At 41.8% G+C, this 17,899-nt stretch carries 11 protein-coding genes; 8 read left to right on the forward strand and 3 right to left on the reverse strand.

Annotated features, from left to right (window positions below; genetic code table 11):
• Positions 1–40: 40 nt before the first annotated feature.
• The 8 genes from VK179_03370 to VK179_03405 all read left to right on the forward strand — a co-directional run bounded on the left by VK179_03370 (position 41) and on the right by VK179_03405 (position 11,947).
• Positions 41–1,063, forward strand: coding sequence for a uroporphyrinogen decarboxylase family protein (locus tag VK179_03370; GenBank protein ID HLO57753.1), 1,023 nt, complete (start codon positions 41–43; stop codon positions 1,061–1,063).
• Between the two features lie 54 nt (positions 1,064–1,117).
• Complete coding sequence (tpiA, locus tag VK179_03375) at positions 1,118–1,867, forward strand: triose-phosphate isomerase (protein HLO57754.1); 750 nt, start codon at positions 1,118–1,120, stop codon at positions 1,865–1,867.
• A 96-nt stretch (positions 1,868–1,963) separates the two neighbouring features.
• Positions 1,964–2,791, forward strand: coding sequence for a 50S ribosomal protein L11 methyltransferase (prmA, locus tag VK179_03380; GenBank protein HLO57755.1), 828 nt, complete (start codon positions 1,964–1,966; stop codon positions 2,789–2,791).
• The gene (locus tag VK179_03385) at positions 2,761–7,320 is read left to right on the forward strand and encodes a hypothetical protein (GenBank protein ID HLO57756.1); all 4,560 of its coding nucleotides are present in this window, start codon (positions 2,761–2,763) and stop codon (positions 7,318–7,320) included. Before prmA ends, VK179_03385 begins: the two co-directional genes overlap by 31 nt.
• Positions 7,321–7,646: 326 nt before the next feature.
• Positions 7,647–8,363: a 2-phosphosulfolactate phosphatase gene (locus tag VK179_03390; protein ID HLO57757.1), complete on the forward strand. Its 717-nt coding sequence runs from the start codon at positions 7,647–7,649 to the stop codon at positions 8,361–8,363.
• A 117-nt stretch (positions 8,364–8,480) separates the two neighbouring features.
• Positions 8,481–9,551 (forward strand): 3-phosphoserine/phosphohydroxythreonine transaminase, encoded by a 1,071-nt coding sequence (gene serC, locus VK179_03395; protein ID HLO57758.1) that lies wholly within the window; start codon positions 8,481–8,483, stop codon positions 9,549–9,551.
• Between the two features lie 22 nt (positions 9,552–9,573).
• Positions 9,574–10,494 carry an NAD(P)-dependent oxidoreductase gene (locus VK179_03400; GenBank protein HLO57759.1) on the forward strand — a complete coding sequence of 307 codons (921 nt, stop codon included), beginning with the start codon at positions 9,574–9,576 and terminating at the stop codon, positions 10,492–10,494.
• 205 nt (positions 10,495–10,699) lie between these two features.
• Positions 10,700–11,947, forward strand: coding sequence for a DUF1015 family protein (locus tag VK179_03405; protein HLO57760.1), 1,248 nt, complete (start codon positions 10,700–10,702; stop codon positions 11,945–11,947).
• Between the two features lie 85 nt (positions 11,948–12,032).
• Here the strand turns inward: VK179_03405 and VK179_03410 are convergent, their stop codons facing one another.
• The 3 genes from VK179_03410 to VK179_03420 all read right to left on the reverse strand — a co-directional run bounded on the left by VK179_03410 (position 12,033) and on the right by VK179_03420 (position 17,895).
• Positions 12,033–14,783 carry an alpha-amylase family glycosyl hydrolase gene (locus VK179_03410; protein ID HLO57761.1) on the reverse strand — a complete coding sequence of 917 codons (2,751 nt, stop codon included), beginning with the start codon at positions 14,781–14,783 and terminating at the stop codon, positions 12,033–12,035.
• A gap of 81 nt (positions 14,784–14,864) precedes the next feature.
• Complete coding sequence (locus VK179_03415; protein ID HLO57762.1) at positions 14,865–16,355, reverse strand: SusF/SusE family outer membrane protein; 1,491 nt, start codon at positions 16,353–16,355, stop codon at positions 14,865–14,867.
• Positions 16,356–16,386: 31 nt separating this feature from the next.
• The gene (locus VK179_03420; GenBank protein HLO57763.1) at positions 16,387–17,895 is read right to left on the reverse strand and encodes a RagB/SusD family nutrient uptake outer membrane protein; all 1,509 of its coding nucleotides are present in this window, start codon (positions 17,893–17,895) and stop codon (positions 16,387–16,389) included.
• Positions 17,896–17,899: the final 4 nt, after the last annotated feature.

A 17,899-nucleotide genomic window follows, 5' to 3' on the forward strand; every position in this document is an offset into this window, starting at 1 on the left:
AGTTTTCCATATATTTAACAACCTGAAATTTTTACGATAGATGACTGATTTGCAGTGGAATAACCTACTGAAGGCTGTAAACGGGGAAACGGTTGAACCCCTTCCTGCCGGTTTCATTATTGATTCTCCATGGTTGCCGAACTGGTTCGGAATCCGGATTCTTGATTATTTTTCAAATGATGATCTGTGGCTTCAGGCCAATTTCAAGGCAATTGAAACGTTTCCGGAACTGATGTTCCTTCCCGGATTCTGGAGTGAATATGGTATGTGTACAGAACCGTCTGCTTTCGGTGCCAAGTGCATTTTTTGGGAGAACGAATTTCCGTTTGCCGAAAAAACAATACACACTACTGATGATATTCAAAGAATAAAACTTCCTGATCCTGCAACTGACGGAATGCTTCCATTTATGCTGAACCGTCTTGTCACATCCAGAAAATTAATAGAAAGCAGAGGCCATCAGATCCGCTTTTCGGTTTCTAGAGGTCCGCTGAACATTGCCTCTTTTCTGATGGGAACCACTGAATTGATGACGGCCATGATGATGGAACCGGATGCAGTGCATGCCTTGCTGCGAATTATTACCGATTTTCTTAAATCATGGCATAGATTGCAGAGACGTGCCATTTCATCAATTGACGGTATTTTGATGCTGGATGACATTGTCGGGTTTGTCGGGGAAACTGAATTTCTTGAATTCGGTTACCCCTATCTGAAGGAGTTGTATGATGAAAATGTGTCGGTCAAATTCTTTCATAATGATGCGGATTTCACCATGTCGGTGAAACACTATCCCGACCTGGGCATCAATCTTTTTAACCCGGGTGTGCAAATGACAGTTCAGGAAATCATTGATGTAACCCAAAGCAGGATGACAGTTCTTGGCAACATTCCTCCAAGGGATGTTCTGGCATCAGGAACTGAAGAACAAATCACCAAAGCTGTTTCAGAACTTCTGAAAGGAACTTCCGTAAAAAACCGGCTTATTGCATCATGCGGCGGAGGAATGCCTCCGGCTGTTTCAACCGGAAATATCCGAAGCTTCATAAAGGCTTTACAATAATGTGAACTTTTGTTATTTTTGATTCCTTTTTAAAAAAACTAAACACAATTCACGATGAGAAAAAAAATAGTAGCCGGAAACTGGAAAATGAATAAAACACTTCAGGAAGGTGTTGAACTGGCCAAAACAATTAACCGCCAGGTTGAAGACAATGGCGTTACCGTTGTGCTGTGCACTCCTTTTATTCATTTGTCGGAAGTACGCAATGTGATAAGCAAAGATTCACTTTATCTTGGCGCACAGAATTGCGCTTCTGAAACATCCGGAGCCTATACAGGTGAAATTTCAGTATCCATGATTAAATCGACAGGAGCTGAATTTGTTATCATCGGGCATTCGGAAAGGAGAAGTTATTATCATGAAGATGATGCCCTTCTGAACAGAAAAACAAAACTGGCCCTTGAAGCAGGACTTACGCCTATTTTTTGCTGCGGAGAAGTGCTGGCTGAAAGGCAGTCGGGTAACCATATGAAGGTTGTAAAAACCCAGATTGAAAAAGGATTATTTGATTTGTCGCCGGCCGATTTTTCAAAAATAGTAATCGCTTATGAACCGGTTTGGGCAATAGGCACCGGTGTGAACGCAACATCAGACCAGGCACAGGAAATGCATAAAGCAATCCGTGAATTGGTTGCCGAAAAATATGGGAATGAAGTGGCTGCCAACACGTCCATATTATATGGCGGAAGCTGCAAACCATCCAATGCAAAGGAATTGTTTGCCAATCCTGATGTTGACGGCGGCCTGATTGGTGGCGCATCACTGAATGCTGCTGATTTCATGGGTATTGTAAACGCTTTCTGAGAAAATTATCCTACCGCAGCTTATCGCCGGTCAGTGACCGGCGGTGCCGCTTTATTATTTTTTAGGTAAGGAGGTTTAACGCCAATCCCCTGCTGAATGAAAATGACTGAAATAATAATTAATTGCAGGAGTGGTAACCCGGTGCCTGATGCACTTCCCTACCTTCTGGAATCGATAGGCTTCGAAGGATTTTTCGAACACGACCATTTCCTTTCAGCATATATACCTTCTGATAAGCTTAACAGGGAAGAAATCAATACCATCCTTGATGGATTTGGTATTAGTCCGGATTATGAAGTAAATGAAATTCCCGAAAAAAATTGGAATGAAGAATGGGAAAAGAATTTCGAGCCCATAGTTATCGGGGAAAGTTGTTATATCCGTGCTCCGTTCCATCCCAGGGCTGCCTATCCGTATGAAATTATAATTGAACCCAAAATGTCTTTCGGCACGGGTCATCATGCCACTACATCATTGATGATCGGTGAGATGATGGATATTGACATGAAAGATAAATCTGTTCTTGATGCAGGTTGCGGCACCGGTATCCTGGCTATTTTTGCTGAACTGCTGGGCGCGGGTTCCATAACTGCTGTTGATATAGATGACTGGAGCTACCGCAATGCCGTTGAAAACACTGCCCTGAACAATTGCCACCGGATAACAGTCAAGCAGGATGATATTTCCGCATATCGCGAAACTTCAACGTTTGATGTTATACTTGCCAATATAAATCTGAATGTATTAAAGTCCAGTCTGCACATATATTCATTTCTCAGCAAAACGGGAGGACATCTGCTTATGTCAGGCATACTAACAACCGATATTGAAACGTTAAAGATGGATGCTGAAGCGATCGGTTTCGAGTTCGGTTTTAGTAAAACGCTGAACAATTGGGCGGTTATCAGGATGAGAAAAAAGTAATTACTTTTATATATTATATTCTTGAAATGATGAATCTCAGGTTCATATTCCTGCTGATCCTGTCGGTTATTTATTTCAGCAATCCGTCAGTCAACGCTCAGCAAAACACATTCACAGGCGAAATAGGCAGCTATCCGCAGGAACTGGCAAATTACATTCAAAAAAACAGCAATCCGGAGAGTGAGGCCGTATTAAACGAATTCCTTACTGCCTGGACTGTTGACAGTATTTTCACTTCCCAGGAGCAAGAGAAAATTGTAACCACATCCCTGAATCTTTTAAAAAAGAATGCAAGGCCCTTCCCTCATTTTACCCGGTACCTGAGTTGCATACTAATCCTCAAAAAAAATGAAGCCAAATCTGAAAAGTTCAGGGAGTGGGATAAAGGGCTTGATATGCTGCTGAATTCAAAGAAAGTCACATTGCAGGCCACCGACAGGTATCTTGGATTTATAAGGCAACTGGCCGATAGCAGTTCGTTATTCCGGTCAAGCAGCACAGAATGGAAATTCACCTCTCCTGATTTCAGATTCGTTTTTGATAGTACGATCCGGGTGCAGGTAAAAAACACATCGCTGATTTGCAAGGTAAGAAAAGACAGTATTGTGATTTTTGAAACGGGCGGCGATTATTATCCTCTCACCTATCAATGGAAAGGCTCTTCAGGTTTGGTTACCTGGGAAAGAGCCGGCTTTAAAAAAGAGGATGTATATGCAAAGCTCGAAAACTATGAGATTAATATGCAGCGTTCAGAATACACAGCCAGGAATGTTGTATTCGTAAACAAAATCTATTTTGACGCACCGCTTAAAGGTGTGCTTATTGATAAAGTAAAATTCGACAAAACCCCTGCCGATGCTGATTTCCCGCAATTTAACTCTTATCAGACCGATTTCAAAATAAAGGAATTATACAAACAAATCGATTACGAAGGCGGATTATCCATGCAGGGAGCAAAACTGGTTGGGACCGGAAATCGTGAAAAACAGGCAAAGATATTTGTATTCAGAAAAGACACTCTTGTATTGGTTGCATCATCTGATCATTTTTCGTTCAAGTCGGACCGCATCAATGCGGCAACAGCAGGCATCCTGATCAAACTGAAAAAGGATTCGATCTTCCATCATGGTCTCGCCCTGAGCTACATGGTGAAGAACAGGGAACTTTCGCTGTTCAGGACAGAAAATTTCACTTCCCAAAGCCCGTATTTTGATTCATATCATAACATTGACATGACCTTTGAGCAGCTTAACTGGAAAATGGATGAACCGGTTATGCGGTTTACCGCTATGATGGGCAGTCAGAAGGGAGAAGCGAATTTTGAATCGATCAATTTCTTTAACAGTGATCAATACGCATCCATGCAAATGATGGATCAGAGTCACCCTCTTGTTTTGATCAGAAGTTATGCCCGTAAAATGGGCACCAATCAATTCCTGGCTGTTGATTTTGCCAACTATTTGCAAAAACCTGAAGCACAGGTGAAGCAGTTGCTTATGAGGATGGCGGCCAGGGGGTTTCTGTTTTATGATACCGAAACCGATATGGCTACCATACGGCCCCGGCTGAATGATTATATAGCGGCCAGTGTGGCTAAGATTGATTATGACGTGATCAGCATTCCTTCAACAGTTAATACTCCTGTTGAAAATGCGATTTTTGACCTGCGGACTTATGATCTGACCATCCATGGCATACCCCGGATTTTTGTCAGCGATTCGCAAAATGTTGTCATATACCCTCTGAACGACCAGATCGTGATGAAAAAGAACCGTCATTTTCAGTTTGACGGTCAGGTGCAGGCCGGCCTTTTTACATTTACAGGCAGGAATTTCTTTTTTAATTACGATACTTTTAAAATTAATCTCAATAAAATTGATTCGCTCAGGATACGGTATCTCACAGGGCGTTATGACAATTTCGGGTTTCCGATAACTGAAAAGACTCAGACCCTCCTTGAAGATATGAAAGGCGAAGTTTACATCGACAGGCCGGATAACAAATCAGGCAGGAATTCATATCCACAATACCCCATCTTTGTTTCAAAGGAAAGCGGTCATGTTTATTACGACAGCAAATCGATATTTAATGGCGTTTATAAACGGGATAATTTCTTTTTCAGGATTGACCCGTTCACAATGGACAGTATAGATAATTTCAACCGGCGATCAATGAAGTTTGACGGCGAACTGGCCTCAGCCGGCATATTCCCGCAAATACGCGAGACACTTCGGCTGCAACCCGACAATTCACTCGGATTTCAGCATATGATATCCGACACCGGCCTTCCTGTTTATAACGGAAAAGGGAAATTCACGAGCTTGCTTTCTCTTACAAACAAGGGATTAACCGGATCAGGAACGCTGTATTATCTTACATCGCAATTCGGATCGGATGAGATCCAATTCTTCCCCGATTCGCTTAATACAATGGCGAAAGATTTTACTATCGTCCAGAAGTTGTCAGAGACACAATTCCCGTATGTTAAATCGAATAACGTTTCTGTTCACTGGATTCCTGCAGAAGATGTGTTATATGCCGGTATGACCGACAACCGGTTTACTATGTATAATCCACAGACCAGCCTGGCGGGACGTTTGAAACTCCAGCCGAAAGGTTTAACAGGTGACGGACGACTTTATATGGAAGGCGCCGATCTCACCTCCGGTCTGTTTGTGTTCAGGGCTAATGTAGCAGAAGCAGACACATCTGACTTCTTTTTAAAATCGTTGCATTCAGAGGGATTTACAGTCCTTACCGAAAATATACATTCTCATATAGACTTTGAATCAAGGAAAGGAATTTTCAGATCGAATGAAGAATTCACACTGGTTTCATTTCCTGAAAACAAGTATGTAAGTTTCCTTGATAATTTTGAATGGGATATGAATAACAAAATCCTGGCTATGGGCGAGACGAATGGTTCGCAGATCCAGAATCAGAATCAGAATGATGAAGAAACACTTACAGGGCCAAGATATATAAGTACAGACCCGGACCAGGATTCTCTCAGCTTTATTTCGCCGGTTGCTTATTACGATTATGACAGCAACCTCATCAAAGCAACGGATGTAAAATATATTGACATTGCGGATGCCCGGATATTTCCTGATCAGAACAAGCTTACCGTTCAGGCCGATGCCAGGTTAAGAACCCTGTTTAAAGCCGTTATCCTGGCTAACCGGAATACAAAGTATTTTTCACTGTACAATGCAACGATAAATATTGCGTCAAAGAACAAGTACATGGGATCGGCATATTATAATTATGTAGATGAGATAAAAGAGGAGCACCCTGTATATTTCAGTTCTATTGGAGTGGATGATAATATACAGACGATAGGAAACGGGGCGATTGAAGCGGATGCGGATTTCACCCTGAGCCCTAATTATAGGTACCAGGGAAAGGTATATCTCGAAGCAGCCAAACAGTTTCTGACGTTTGACGGCTCCACACTGATCGAACACAACTGTGAGATGATCCCTACCCGGTGGATGCATTTCAGATCAGAAATCGATCCGATGAACATTTACATTCCTGTAGGCGAGGATTTGATTGATATTGAAAGGAATAAAATTTTCAACGGACTTTACATGTATTATGATTCAGTGCATGTATATCCTACTTTTCTTTCAGGGAGGAAGTTTTCAAGTGATGTTCCCGTAAGTACAGCTATGGGATTCCTTTATTATAATCATGAAAAGCAGGAATACCAGATCGGTGCGAAAGAAAAACTGCTGGATCCGACAGTGCCGGGAAATCTTCTCACGCTTCATCGTGAAAACTGCATTTTATACGGAGAGGGAAAAATGGATCTTGGCGCCAAACTCGGCCAGATGAGTCTGACAACTGTGGGCAACATGACGCACAACAGCATTGAGAACAAGACCGCGATGAATGTGATGCTTGGCATTGATTTCTTCATGCCTGATAATATACTTGGTGTTATGGCTGCTGAAATTGACAGCTTTCCTAATCTTCCGGCAGTCGACCTCAATAATCCTGTGATCACAAAAGGCACTGTTGACCTGATCGGAAAGGAAAGATACGATGCCATGAAATCGGAACTCAGTCTGTTTGGCACTGTAAAGGAAGCTCCAGCTGAACTGAGGCATTCCATCATGTTCAATGAACTGACGCTGAGATGGGACGATGAAGCTAACTCATGGGTGTCAGTGGGTAAAATCGGGATAGCAAGCATCAACAATGTCCAGGTGAATAAGCGGGTTGACGGATTGCTGGAATTGCAGATCAAGAGAAGCGGCAACATCCTTGATTTCTACCTTCAGATTGATCGTCGCACATGGTATTATTTTGGTTATACACGGGGTGTGCTACAGGTACATTCTTCGAATAAAGAATTCCTTGACAAAATAATGAAACTGAAGCCGAATGAAAGGCGGTTAAAAGTAACAAACGGTGGTGAATCGTACATTTATATGGTATCAACCGATGTAAAGAAAAATTCGTTTGTGAGGAGATATCGTGATCTACAGGAACAGCAGGAACAGCCTGAGGAACAGAAGTAGTTCTTTTCAGCATTCGTCATTGCGAGGAGCCAGAAAAATTTATCAGGCTAGTACAATATAACAGCAACGAAGCAATCTGCCTCCACAGGAAGTACGATCTCATGAAAAAGTTTTCGTCGCAGATAGTAAATTGTTAATCTCCTATTATCTGTCTTTGCATGGTCCTGCCTGTCCGGGCAGATTGCTTCATCGCATGAAATTCCTTCAATAATCAGAATATTTTTCGCTCCTCGCAATGACGGGCTTCAGCAAATATTTGCTCTTTTTCCTTTTTTCACGCAGGAAATTATACTTTATTTGTCAGAAGATTATAAAAAACGATTGTTTTGACAAAAAGATCAGTTGAAGTTTGTTTTTCACCGGCTCTCTATCCCGAATTCAAAAAGGATGAGGCAATAGTTGTAATAGCCGACATCCTGAGGGCCACGTCTGCCATTGTCACTGCTTTTATGAATGGCGTCAACCGGATTATACCGGTGGGCACACTGGAGGAAGCAAAAAGCTATAAGGAAAAAGGTTATCTTGTGGCAGCCGAAAGGGATGGCATTGTAAGGGATTTCGCAGATTTCGGTAATTCTCCCTATAATTTTAAGAAGGAAATCATTGAAGGCCGTGAAATAGTGTACTCCACAACCAACGGCACCAACTGCATCACAATGGCTTCGCACAGCCACCGGGTAGTAATAGGCGCCCATCTGAATTTAAATGCAATTGCGGAATACCTTATTCATGAAAAGCGCGATGTGATCGTTCTTTGTGCAGGATGGAAAAATAAGTTCAACCTTGAAGATTCCATCTTTGCAGGTGCTTTGTCGGAGTTGCTGCTGAATAGCGGAGAATTCAGCACGATTTGTGATTCGGCATATGCATCAATTGATTTGTGGCATACAGCCCGGCCTTCGGTAATGGATTATTTAGAAAAGGCGGCTCAACGACACCGTCTAAAAAAGAACAATCTGGACGATGTGATCGAATATTGTCATACACAAGATATTACGCGTATTATTCCGGTGCTTGAAAATCACTATCTTGTAAAATTATAAAACTGGAATGTATAAACTTTAATTAATAATGTTAACTTTCGCCACAGGATGAAATAGAATATTATTTTAATTTTGATCTCTACACTTGTTGATTGTTTAACAAAAAATAAACCTCCTATGAAAAAATATAATTTTAACCCGGGCCCTTCTGTATTGCCTGAAATAACAGTGAAAAACACTGCTGAAGCAATTTTAAACCTGAATGGCAGCGGATTATCCCTTATGGAAATTTCTCACCGAAGCAAAGATTTCGAAGCAATTCTTAAAGAATCCAAGGATCTGCTTACTGAATTGCTCGGCATTCCATCAGGTTACAGTATATTATTTCTCCAGGGAGGAGCAAGTTTACAATTCACAATGGTTCCTTTCAATTTTCTGAACACAAAAGCTGCTTTTCTCGATACAGGTACATGGGCAAACAAAGCCATGAAAGAAGCCAAATTCTTTGGTGAAACGGTATGTGTTGCATCCTCCAAGGATCAGAATTACACTTTCATTCCCAAAGATTATAAAATTCCCACGGATGTTGATTACTTCCACATAACAACCAATAATACAATTTACGGTACCGAGCTGAAGACCGATATGTCATCCCCGGTTCCGCTGTTTGCCGATGCATCTTCGGATATATTGAGCCGTCCGATGGACATTTCAAAATATGATCTTATCTATGGCGGAGCACAGAAGAATCTCGGTCCAGCAGGTGTTGCTTTTGTTATTTTAAAGAACAGCCTGATTGAAAAAGTAACGAAGCCTGTTCCGACGATGCTGAGTTATAAAATACATGCTGAAAACGATTCATTATATAACACTCCTCCGTGTGTAGCCATTTATTCATGTCTGCAGACCCTGAAGTGGCTGAAGGACCTTGGTGGTTTAAAGGCCATCAACAAGATAAATATGGACAAGGCTAACATATTGTATGATGCCATCGATAACAGCAAAATATTCAAATCACCTATTACAGTTGCCGAGGACAGGTCAATAATGAATGTGGTATTTGTTGTTAAGCCCGAGTATAAAGAACTTGAGGAGAAATTCCTGGAAACCTGCAAATCAAACGGTTTGGTAAATCTTAAGGGACACCGTTCCGTAGGAGGTTTCCGTGCATCCATTTATAATGCTATGCCTGTTGAAGGGGTAAAGGCACTGGTGCAGGTAATGAAGGATTTTGAGAAGCAGGTATAAATAGAGGGGTAGATACGTAGATATGCAAACTATTTTAGTCGCAACAGATAAACCATTCGCGAAAGTTGCGGTTGACGGCATCCGCGATATCATTAAAAATGCCGGTTTCGAACTGAAATTGCTCGAGAAATATACCGAAAAGGCGCAATTATTAGAAGCGATCCGGGATGTGGATGCAGTGATCATCCGCAGTGATATTCTTGATCACGAAGTGTTCAATGCCGCCGGCCGGTTAAAAATTGCTGTGCGGGCAGGTGCCGGTTATGACAACATTGATCTGAAATCCGCTACTGAAAAAGGTGTGGTTGTAATGAACACACCGGGTCAGAATGCCAATGCAGTTGCAGAACTGGGATTCGGCATGATGATTTACATGAACAGGAATTTTTTCAATGGCACATCCGGTACCGAGCTCAGGGGCAAAACCCTGGGCATACATGCCTATGGCAATATTGGCCGTATTGTGGCGATGATTGCAAAAGGACTGGGTATGTATGTGTTTGCTCATGATCCTTATGTTGATAAAGTAATTATTGAAAATGACGGAGTCAAATACGTTCCTGAAGTACAGGCTTTATATAAAAAGTGCCAGTATGTTTCTGTCAATCTTCCGGCAAACAAGGAAACAAAGGAATCGCTTAATTTTGACCTGCTGAACCTGATGCCACAGGGAGCTACACTGGTTAATACAGCGCGCAAAGAGCTGGTTCATGAACCATCGCTCCTGAAAATGTTTTCCGAACGCAGCGACTTCAGGTATGTGACCGATGTGGCACCCGATTGTCATGAACAATTGAAGGCACAGGTACCAACCCGCTATTATGCCACTCCCAAGAAAATGGGTGCGCAGACCGAAGAAGCCAATGTAAATGCGGGACTTGCCGCCGCAAGGCAGATTGTGAATTTTCTAACGAAGGGTGATAAGACTTTTCAGGTTAATTAAATGTGATAATGTGCTAATGTGATAATGTGCTAATGTGCTAATGTGCTAATGTGGTAATGTGCTAATGTGCTAATTATAAATACTTCATTGGCACATTGGTCTAATTGGCACATTGGTCTAATTGGCACATTGGCACATTGGCACATTTTCGTTATCTTTGATTAATCCAACCATTCTCAAGTATTAACAACACCAGGAATTAACAATGGCTATAATTAAAGCATTTAAAGGATTTCGTCCTCAGAAGGAACTCGTTTCTAAAATCGCTAGCAGACCTTATGATGTGCTTTCTTCGGAAGAAGCTGCCGAACAAGCCCGTGGCAACCCCTTTTCTTTCTATCACATTATAAAATCTGAAATTGACCTGCCTGCAGATGCGGATCATTATTCAATGGATGTATATAATAAAGCCAAAAGCAACCTTCAGGAGTTTATCAGTAAGAAATATTATAATGAAGATAAGGAACCATGTCTGTATATTTATGCACAGACTATGTGGGGCAGAACACAGTATGGTCTTGTTGCCTGTGCATCCGTTTCGGATTATCTGAACAACGTGATTCGAAAACATGAATTAACCAGAACAGAGAAGGAAGAAGACCGCAAGAACCATATTCGTATCACAAATTTCAATTGCGAACCTGTCTTTTTTGCTTATCCTGATCATGAAGAAATCGACAGGCTTGTTAATCATTTCATAAAAGGCAACCCTGAATATGATTTTAAAACAAGTGATGATATACACCACCAGCTTTGGATCATTAATGACAGCCATACAATAAAAAGAATTGAATCGATATTCAATAAAGAAATTCCGTATACGTATATTGCTGATGGCCATCACCGGACAGCAGCCGCTGCACATGTGGGTGAAGAACGCAAAATGAATAACCCTCAGCACAAGGGTAATGAAGAATACAATTTTTTTCTTGCCGTTCATTTTCCGGCAAGCCAGCTTTCCATATTCGATTACAACCGGGTAGTAAAAGACCTTAATGGGAATACACCCGAAAGCCTCATTAAGAAAATTGAGGAAAAATTCATGGTCATCCCCAGGGGAACCCATGAATATAAACCGGCTAAAGCACATGAGTTTTCCATGTATCTTGAAGGAAAATGGTATGCACTGGAAGCGCTTAACGGAACATATGATGACAATGATCCTATCGGCTGCCTTGATGTGACCATCTTATCTGACCATATCCTGGATAAGATCCTCGATATAAAAGATCTCAGAAATTCAAAACGAATCGATTTCGTGGGCGGAATTCGGGGACTGGGAGAATTAAAACGCAGGGTTGATTCAGGCGAAATGGCCGTTGCTTTTGCGCTTTACCCCGTAACAATGGAACAGCTCATCCGTATCGCCGATACAGGCAACATTATGCCTCCCAAAACCACCTGGTTTGAGCCTAAACTCAGAAGCGGACTGGTGATCCATTCACTTGAATAGAATATAAACTGACAGCGTCCGAAGAACCTGTCAGCATTTTTCAAGTTCCAACATGACAGCGTCCGAAGATCCTGTCATCGTTGTTTTAGTAGGATGATTTAACAAACTTAGTGGTATATGTTTTATCTCCCGAAATTACTTTCAGGATATACAATCCCGAAGAAAGACCTGAAATATCAATACTCCCGTCTTCCGGAACAGTTGAAAGTGTAAGAACCCTTTTACCTGTAATGGTATAGATATCTGCTTTTCCATAACCAGCTTCACTTTTTAAATATAGATACTTCCTTGCAGGATTTGGAAAAACTTTTACTGGTTCATTTACGTTATCATCACTCCCATTAATAACGGATTCCATTTTTTCCATTGTGTAGATACGGTATTCACCCGGAGCCAGCGTAACCGACATTGTGACATCTGTGATATTTACAGAATCACCTTTCATTACATCGTGCCACCATCCGGTTTGGGTAAATGCCGGAGTGATTTCTGTCTCTGAAACACCGAAGTTGCCGATTACAATAGCATCGCCTTCAGGATCCCTGAGGATAATTTTTTTTGCAGAAATATTATTGCCAGTTGTCATGGTATAATCATCTGTTCTGAACACGGGGTATTTGTTTCTAAGGTCGATGAGTTTTGACCAAACCAGGTATAAATGCATTCGATCCGGATCATTCATATAATCCCAATGTATGGGCTTCACTCCCACTCTCCCATTATAATCAATTGAAAAATCATAGCCAAGCTCACCGAATTGCCAAATCATTTTCGGGCCTGGGATTGTGAAAAAGAAAGCACCGGCAAGTTCCATTCTTTTAAGTGCAGTGGACCGATCTTTGATATTATAATTGCCTTCCTGGTTTCCGTACTTTAGGTTTTTGTACATGAGTCGTTCTTCATCATGGCTTTCCATATAACTTACAAGTCCAGGATATGACCAGTTGCGTGCCTGATAGGACGCCCATGAAAGGCTTGAATTTGCAAGATAACCCATTGTAGCCTCATTATAGTTGTAATTAATATTTCCCCATAACAGCATACCGTATGAAGACAGAATCTGTTCTTCGTTATTCGGTGCAAAGTGCTCACAGATCATATAGGCATTATGATTAACTGATTTGATTTTATCGTAAATCCTTTTGAGGTTATTGATTCTTGAAGCATCATAAGCGCTTCCATCACCGGGTGTATTGGTAAAGCCCTTTGTGAAATCGAACCTGAATCCGTCGACTTTGTATTCATTAAGCCAGTATTCGATTACCCGATCGACAAAATATTTCGTAGCAGAAGATTCGTGATTAAAATCAAAGCCCCAGTTGTATGTTGAATTGGGACTGTTGACATTATACCAGGGATTGTCAGAGGCCGGTTTTCCTGTTGCTGAATTATAGTACATTCTTACCAGGGGACTCTGACCATATGAATGATTTAACACAATGTCCATAATAACAGCTATGCCCCGATTATGGCACTCCTGGATAAAATCTTTGAAATCAACATCCCGACCATAAAATTTATCGGGTGCAAAGTAAAAAGAAGGATTATAACCCCAGCTCGTATCGCCTTCAAATTCGCTGAAAGGCATAAGCTCAATAGCGTTGATTCCAAGATTCTGAAGATAATCAAGTTTTGTTTTCACATCTTTGATATCATGAGTGGAAACAAAATCGCGAATAAGTAACTCGTAGATAGTAAGATTTGATGACTGAGGCGGTTCATAGGATGTTGATATCCAATTGAAATTTTCTTTCCCGGGTTGAATGACACCGGTAATCTGTGTTGTTTTGCCTTCAGGGTACTTGAGTAATCCAGGATATACAGATTCAGGGATGTATTTATCAAAGACAGGGTCAAGAATCTTCTCAGAATACGGATCGGCAATTCTAATCTGTTCATCAATCAGGTATTGAAAGCTATATTCTTTACCGGGAGTAAGATCGCCGACTTTAATCCAGAAACGGTCACCATCTTTTTTCAGTTGCCATTTGCTGTCAGGTAACCAGTCATTAAAGTCTCCTATGAGGTATATTCTGTTTTTTCCTGGGGCATAAATACAGAAAACTGCAGAATCAACTGATGGATAAGAAATACCTTCCGTGATTCCCTGTTGTATAGTTTTTGAAATTGTAGCACCCGGTTTCAAAAACCATAAAGTATCCGATGTGGTTTGATTAGTATTTTTTGCAATGACAACCATCTGATGACGCACAGAATCCCCGATCTGGATAATAGTATCTATTAAAGAAGATGCAGTTTTATGTACCAGGCTGTTTTCCAGGTATAAGAACATAGAATCAGATTCTCTGCTGGCTGCACTGATATGCAGTAAGTGATCCTCACCGACAAAGCTAAAGCGGTTGTCCGGCTGGACAAAAGATGTTTGCAGACCAGCTTCATAAACATTTTTAAAGATATCTGCTCCTGCCACATCGCGTCCGGTTTTTGATGCTGTTGAGTTCCTGAAAACAAATGCGATCTGAATGATTTTTTCATTTGCAGGTACACCATAGAATTGCCTGATACCGGGTGTAATGGCCAGCTCGTATTCATTGGCGGCAGTTTTGGTAAGTTTGCATAAAGCAGTATTTACAGTCCAGTCGGCCTTGACATATTTCCAATCACCCGGAGAAGTGCTTTTATCTGTGATCACACCGGTATGTGCATAAACATCATCGCTGCTGTAATTCATTAAGCCCTTGTCGCCCTGTGATGCATGAAATTTAATAATTACAGGTTCGTTGTCTGTTGGCAGGAAGGGTTCAGTAGTAATAACCTGCGTAAATCCGAAGACAGGAACTAACAATAATAAGATGGGAATAATGAATTTTTTCATGGTGTTATTTTTAAAAGGATAACCCCGCCATCAGGCGGGGTTAATCCAAAAACATTTTAGATGATAAAACCCCTAATACTACTATTCAATTGTACCGGTTCCTTCTTTGAAATTGAGTGTAACTGTCTGACCAGCAGTTACTGGAACAGCTGTCTGGTCTCCACCGGTACCCCTGTATTCGATATTTCCGTCAATAATATTGAATTCTGCCTGCCACCAGTCGGCTGCAAGTGTACTGCCTTTTGCGTACATTCTCAGGTTTCCGTTTGCCGGAATATTTTCAAATTTGATCACTCCTGCAGTATTGTCAACGGTGAAAAGGTTAGCCTCAACACCGGCATCCCAACTGCCAAATGCATCACCGATTCCATATACCTTGGCAGGGTTAACCTCGATGGTTTCGTTAGCCAGGTCGACTACAACTATATAGTATCCGGAAGCACCTGGAACAGGAACATCTGTTGAACCTTTTGCAAATACGCCATCGGTTGCATCACCGTCTTTACCGAAATCACCTACCCATTCGCGACCGGGGGCGAATTTCATGGCCTGACCTTCATAAAGCCAAACGATTTTCCAGAACATTTCAGGATGGCTGTGAACAGGAACCATTTCCTGGTTGGTGAGTTCCCACTGCCAACCGTCGGGTGTACCGTTATCATCGGTATCAGCTGTGTCAACAGCGCTACCTACCATGAAAAGTTGTGCGGGATACTCCGGCAGGGGGTCGCCATCCTTTACATATGTGACAGCTGCCGTTGTTCCGTTTTCAAGTGACCAGGTCATGGTTACTTTATATACAGCATAAGTTGCGTTAGCAATGTTTGCACCACCAGGTACAAGGGCATTCACAGCACCGCCAAAATTGGTATTAACTCTAAGGCCGGCAGTTGCAGTTCCATTATTATATGCTTCGTCCAACGAAATCTTCCATCCATCTGAATAGCGGAATTTGTATTCGTTTTCAAGAAGAACTACTTCAGGCGCTTCAAAAGTGATTGTATTCAGGTTAAAAGCGCCCTGAGTAAGAGGAGTGCTGCTACTCCAGCCGGTTGGTGTGGCGCCGCCGATTATACCCCATTGAACCGGAGCTATAATTACCATTTCAAGTTCAGTGTCAATAACAACATGATAAAGGCCATCGGAAGGAACTGTAAATTTGGTTTCGGTAGCCGTGTAAGAACCACGCCAGAAATCAACCTTAGGTTCGTCTGTAAGTCTTTCTGCCTCAGGAACAACTGCAAAATCAGCGCCGGGACCATAAGTAGTCTTGGTCTCGCCTGATACTTCAACAATGCTAAAGCCATCTGCACCACCTTTAACAGCAATGTACAATTCGAGTAATTGAGGCCTGGCAGTCTGGGTAACCTCATTCTTGGCAACCTTCATCATACCTTTGCTGTCAAGATCAGTGAGGGCTGTTCCGGCACCGGTTACATAAAAGCCGTCCTCTACGAGAACAGGGGGATTTCCACCATCATCATCATCTTTCTTGCAGGAGGTGAAAATCACCAGGAATGACAGTGCAAGCAAGGAAAGCTTCACTAAAGTTTTAAAAAAGTTTCTCTTCATGGTATTAATTTTAAGTAATTAGATTAAGGAATTATTGTGCATTTTCAAGCAGGTTTGGATTTGCATCAGTTGCCCATTTTGGAATCGGGAAGGTTTCAACAGACGGATCCCCGGATTTACCACCCTGAGCGTCACCCTTGCCCCACCAGCTTTTTGTAAATTCACCAAAACGGATGAGGTCCTGGCGCCGATGACCTTCGGCAAACATTTCACGTCCTCTCTCAGCAAGCACATCAGCAAGTGTTGCATTTGTAAAAGGAGAAACGCCCGCCCTGGTTCGAATGGGGTTGATCCATTCATCACCGTCATGTCCAAGCCGGATTTCAACTTCTGCCTTTACAAGGTAAAAATCGGTGAGGCGGAACAAAGGAAAATCGTTGCTCAGGTTTTCTTTCGCTCCTTTTTTAATCTCATATTTTCCGATTCTTGCACCGGTGGTCCTGATTTGGGCCGGAGTGAAGGTAGCATCCATACGTACGGCAGGAATCACAGGGTTAAGGTTTAGAGGTGCTCCTGTTACTGATTCAATGATTGGTTGCCCTCCGCTGGTAAACTGTGGTCCATAAAGGAAATATGCTTTCTTCCTTAGATCATTGTCTTCATAAGTCTGAAAATGCTGATAGGTAACCGCGCATCCGTTCCATGGACCGACTGTCATATCATAGGTGAGGTTCGACTGGTAATGTAAAGTTCTCATGTGGATTCTGAATCCCTGGTAATCATCCTCGTCATAAGCTATCGAGAATATGATTTCTGGATTATCCTGGTTTTCTGTTACAAAAGGTCCGCTTACACTCGGATCAAGAGTAAAAACATCAGAATTAATTATACTGTCAGCGTATTGTCCTGCTTTTTCCCATTGAGGTATCCCGGTATATACCTTGGCATTGAGATAAAGCTTGCTTAAAAGAGCAAAGGCCATATAACGGGTAGCCAGATATTTGCTGTTAATAGCTTTCAGTGACGGATAGTTCGCCTCAAGACATGTGGTTAAACTATCAAATATCGCAGCTCTTGGAGTTTTATAAGGTTGTTCAGGGGCATTACTGAAAGATGAGAGGTAAGGTACATCCCCATAATTGTCCATTAGCAGGTAATAATAAAAGGATCGTATGACTTCCACTTCCTTGATTTTCTGGTTAATGGCGTCTGACTGAGGAAGTTTTTTGAGCATATCGATGATCTGGTTACTTCTGGTAACTCCGGCAAAGAGTTTTTCCCACATTCTGTTGACACCTTCCACGTCATTATTCCAGGTATGCTGATACATGACCCTCCATTTTCCACCGTCATCCCAGTCGGCATCACGAGTTGGAAAAACAAGTTCGTCTGATGTTACTTCCTGAGCCCAGAACCACCATCCACCGTCATCAGCAAGCGGCTGCATTTGTTTATAGGCATCAACCGCCATACTGGCAACCTGTGCTTCACTTTCGGGATATACATTTTCGGGCAAACGATCATATAATTGTTCATCGACATTGGTACATCCCCAACCAAAAAATAGTATTGAGAATAAAATGATTATATACGTTTTCATATCT

The organism is Bacteroidales bacterium, from assembly GCA_035299085.1.
GTDB lineage: Bacteria > Bacteroidota > Bacteroidia > Bacteroidales > UBA10428 > UBA5072.